This is a genomic window from Polaromonas sp., from assembly GCF_030682935.1.
Lineage (GTDB): Bacteria > Pseudomonadota > Gammaproteobacteria > Burkholderiales > Burkholderiaceae_C > Polaromonas.
Genome location: NZ_JAUXNA010000346.1, coordinates 1 through 3,893 on the forward strand (window position 1 = coordinate 1; position 3,893 = coordinate 3,893).

General features: G+C 60.9%; 4 protein-coding genes. 3 read left to right on the forward strand and 1 reads right to left on the reverse strand.

The window, feature by feature from the left end; genetic code table 11:
- The 3 genes from Q8K05_RS15895 to Q8K05_RS15905 form a co-directional block, all read left to right on the forward strand.
- Positions 1 to 773: NAD(P)(+) transhydrogenase (Re/Si-specific) subunit beta (locus Q8K05_RS15895; protein WP_305247588.1), on the forward strand; the 773-nt coding region annotated here is incomplete at its 5' end.
- 181 nt (positions 774 to 954) lie between these two features.
- Positions 955 to 2,643: a long-chain-fatty-acid--CoA ligase gene (locus tag Q8K05_RS15900; RefSeq protein ID WP_305247589.1), complete on the forward strand. Its 1,689-nt coding sequence runs from the start codon at positions 955 to 957 to the stop codon at positions 2,641 to 2,643.
- Positions 2,644 to 2,756: 113 nt separating this feature from the next.
- Positions 2,757 to 3,530 (forward strand): 5'-methylthioadenosine/adenosylhomocysteine nucleosidase, encoded by a 774-nt coding sequence (locus Q8K05_RS15905; protein ID WP_305247590.1) that lies wholly within the window; start codon positions 2,757 to 2,759, stop codon positions 3,528 to 3,530.
- A 102-nt stretch (positions 3,531 to 3,632) separates the two neighbouring features.
- On the opposite strand, the gene Q8K05_RS15910 is transcribed toward Q8K05_RS15905, so the two are convergent.
- Positions 3,633 to 3,893: CorA family divalent cation transporter (locus Q8K05_RS15910; RefSeq protein ID WP_305247591.1), on the reverse strand; the 261-nt coding region annotated here is incomplete at its 5' end.

Sequence of the window (3,893 nt, forward strand, 5' to 3'; positions counted from 1 at the left end):
TCCCCATCGGCGGGGCGGACATGCCGGTGGTGGTCTCGATGCTCAACTCCTACTCGGGCTGGGCGGCGGCGGGCATCGGATTCTCATTGAACAACTCGATGCTGATCATTGCCGGCTCGCTCGTCGGTTCGTCCGGTGCCATCCTGTCCTACATCATGTGCAAGGCGATGAACCGCTCCTTCTTCAACGTGATCCTGGGCGGCTTTGGCGGCGAAGCAGGGACGGCAGCGGTTGGCTCGAAAGAGCAGCGCCCGGTCAAGTCGGGCTCGGCCGACGATGCGGCCTTCATCCTGGGCAATGCCGAAACCGTCATCATCGTGCCGGGCTACGGCCTGGCCGTGGCGCGTGCGCAGCACTCGGTCAAGGAGCTGGTGCAAAAACTCACCGACAAGGGCATCAAGGTCAAGTACGCGATTCACCCGGTGGCCGGCCGCATGCCCGGCCACATGAACGTGCTGCTGGCCGAGGCCGAAGTGCCCTATGACCAGGTGTATGAAATGGAAGACATCAATGCCGAATTCGGCCAGGCCGACGTCGCCATCATTCTGGGCGCCAACGACGTGGTGAACCCCGCCGCGCATGTCAAGGGCAGTGCCATTTACGGCATGCCGATTCTGGAAGCCTACAAGGCCAAGACCGTCATTGTCAACAAGCGCTCCATGGCAGCCGGCTATGCCGGTCTGGACAACGAACTCTTCTACATGGACAAGACCATGATGGTGTTTGGCGACGCCAAGAAGGTGATTGAAGACATGGGCAAGGCCATCGAATAAGCCCTGGCTGCAGCCGCAGCTGCGTCAGGCGATCCAGAGCGCAATGCGCCGGAACACCCGGCGCATTGCCACGGTTTTCCCTGGGACCTCGAAAAAATGGCACCCGCCAATGCACCAGCCCCAAAGAGGGCGGGCTACAAGAATTCTTTGCAGAAAGCAAATCCAGATGGAGAAGACAAGCATGAATGCAGCGACCATTGACCGTCCGTGGCTCAAGGCCTACCCGGCGGGCGTACCCGCGGACATTGACGCTTCGCAGTACCCTTCGCTGGTCGCCCTGCTCGAGGAGAGCTTCAGCAAATACCGCGAGCGTGTGGCCTACAGCTTCATGGGCAAGGACATCACCTTCGGCCAGACGGACAGCCTGTCCGTCGCCTTTGGGGCCTATCTGCAGGGCTTGGGCCTGGTCAAGGGCGACCGCGTCGCCATCATGATGCCCAATGTGCCGCAGTACCCGGTGGCCGTGGCCGCCATCCTGCGCGCCGGTTACGTGGTGGTCAACGTCAACCCGCTCTATACCCCGCGCGAGCTGGAGCACCAGCTCAAGGACTCCGGCGCCAAGGCGATCGTCATCGTTGAAAACTTTGCGCATACGCTGGAGCAGTGCATTGCCAACACGCCGGTCAAGCACATAGTCCTGTGCGCCATGGGTGACCAGTTGGGGCTGCTCAAGGGCGCGCTGGTGAACTATGTGGTGCGCAACGTCAAAAAGATGGTGCCCGCCTTCAATTTGCCCGGCGCGGTGCGCTTTAACGACGCCGTGGCGCAAGGCCTGCGCGCCACGCTCAAGCGTCCCGACCTCCTGCCCGATGACGTGGCCGTGCTGCAGTACACCGGCGGCACCACCGGTGTTTCCAAAGGCGCGGTGCTGCTGCACCGCAATGTGATTGCCAACGTGCTGCAGTCCGAGGCCTGGAACGGCCCGGCCATGGCCAGCATGGCCGCTGGCGAACAGACCGTTTATGTCTGTGCGCTGCCGCTCTATCACATCTTTGCCTTTACCGTGAACATGATGCTGGGCATGCGCACGGGTGCAAAAAACATACTGATTCCCAATCCGCGTGATCTGCCCGCCGTGCTCAAGGAACTCGCCAAGCACAAGGTGAACAGCTTCCCGGCGGTCAACACGCTGTTCAATGGCTTGGCCAATCACCGGGATTTCAACACCGTGGACTGGTCGCACCTGAAAATCTCGCTGGGCGGCGGCATGGCCGTGCAAAGTGCCGTGGCCAAGTTGTGGCTGGAGAAAACCGGCTGCCCCATTTGCGAGGGTTATGGTCTTTCTGAAACCTCGCCCTCGGCCAGCTGCAACCCGACCAACAGCAAAGTCTTTACCGGGACCATTGGCGTGCCCATTCCCGGCACCTGGTTCAAGCTGCTGGATGATGACGGTCAGGAAGTGCCGCCTGGCCAGCCCGGTGAAATCGCCATCAAGGGGCCGCAGGTCATGGCGGGCTACTGGCAGCGTCCCGACGAAACCGCCAAGGCCATGACGCCCGATGGGTATTTCAAATCGGGCGACATCGGCGTGCAGGACGAAAACGGCTTCTTCAAAATCGTTGACCGCAAAAAAGACATGATCCTGGTCAGCGGTTTCAATGTCTATCCCAACGAGGTCGAAGAGGTGGTGGCCCGGCTGGACGGTGTCATGGAATGCGCCTGCGTGGGCGTGGCCGATGAGAAGTCCGGCGAAGCCGTGAAGTTGGTGATCGTCAAGAAAAATCCGGACCTGACGGAAGCGCAGGTGCGCGAGTATTGCAAGGCCAATCTCACCGGTTACAAGCAGCCCAAGGTGGTGGAGTTCCGTACCGATCTGCCCAAGACGCCAGTGGGGAAAATCCTGCGCCGCGAGTTGCGTGACAAGAAGTAAGCCCGGCGAACCAGTTTGAGCGCCTGCAAAGGTTTCTCCGGGGCGGCGCGAGTCGCCCCTTTTTTTTTGGTCCTGGCCGGGCTCTGCCAGCGCTTTGTGGTCAAAATCGGCGGATGTCATCCGCCTTACTGCCTACCGCCATTCTTAGCGCCCTTGCCCAGGAGCAGCACAGCCTGCTGGCGCTGCTGCAACAGCCGCGCAAGGTCAGCCATGCCGGCCGCGAGTTCTGGCAAGGCTATTTGCAGGGCCGGCCGGTCGTGCTGGCCTTGTCCAGAATTGGCAAGGTCGCAGCAGCCACCACCACCACGGCGCTGATTGAGCGCTTCGGCGTGCGGCGCATCGTGTTCACAGGCGTGGCGGGCGGGCTCGGTGCGGGGGTGAAGGTCGGCGATGTGGTGGTGGCCACCGATTTCCTGCAACACGATCTGGATGTGTCGCCCCTGTTTCCGCGTTACGAAGTGCCGCTGTACGGAAAAACCAGATTCGCCGGTGACGCGGCCCTGACGGCCCTGCTGTTCAAGGCGGCCTTCGGCGCGTTGGCACATGAACATGAACAAGGGCAGGACAGTCTGGTGACGCAGCAGTTTCCCGGGGCCTGCGCTCACCAGGGCCTGATTGCCAGCGGTGACCGTTTCGTTTCCGGGGCCAGTGAATCCCGCGCACTGCAGGCTGCGCTGGCGGTCGCCGGCCATGAGGTGCTGGCGGTGGAGATGGAGTGCGCGGCAGTGGCGCAAGTCTGTCTGGACTACGGGGTGCCCTTTGCGGCGGTTCGCACCATTTCAGACCGGGCAGATGACAGCGCCCACGTCGATTTTTCAAGCTTCGTGGAGCAGGTCGCCAGCCGTTATGCGCAGGCAATTATTCAGCGCTTCCTTGTTTTGCTATAAATATAATAGCTGTATTCGCCCGTGTTTATTGGGTTGTAGCCCTGTTTTGATGCTAAGTGGCGGCTTTTTCGATGGCGCGGCCTTGGAGGGCGCCCTGCGTCCTTATTTCAGCCAGCCGCGTTTTCTGAAGTACCACATGGGCAGTACCGCGCTCGCCACCATCAAGCCCAGGGCATAAGGGTAGCCCAGCGCCCAGTCGAGCTCGGGCATGAGCTTGAAGTTCATGCCGTACACGCTGGCAATCAGCGTCGGCGGCAGCAACGCGACGCTGGCCACTGAGAAGATCTTGATGATCTTGTTCTGGTTGATGTTGATGAAACCGACCGTGGCGTCCATCAGGAAGTTGATCTTGTCGAACAGGAA

Excerpts from the sequence above, each read along its gene's own strand:
- Q8K05_RS15900 (WP_305247589.1), top strand. The coding sequence starts at position 955 with ATGAATGCAGCGACCATTGACCGTCCGTGGCTCAAGGCCTACCCGGCG.
- Q8K05_RS15905 (WP_305247590.1), top strand. The coding sequence starts at position 2,757 with ATGTCATCCGCCTTACTGCCTACCGCCATTCTTAGCGCCCTTGCCCAG.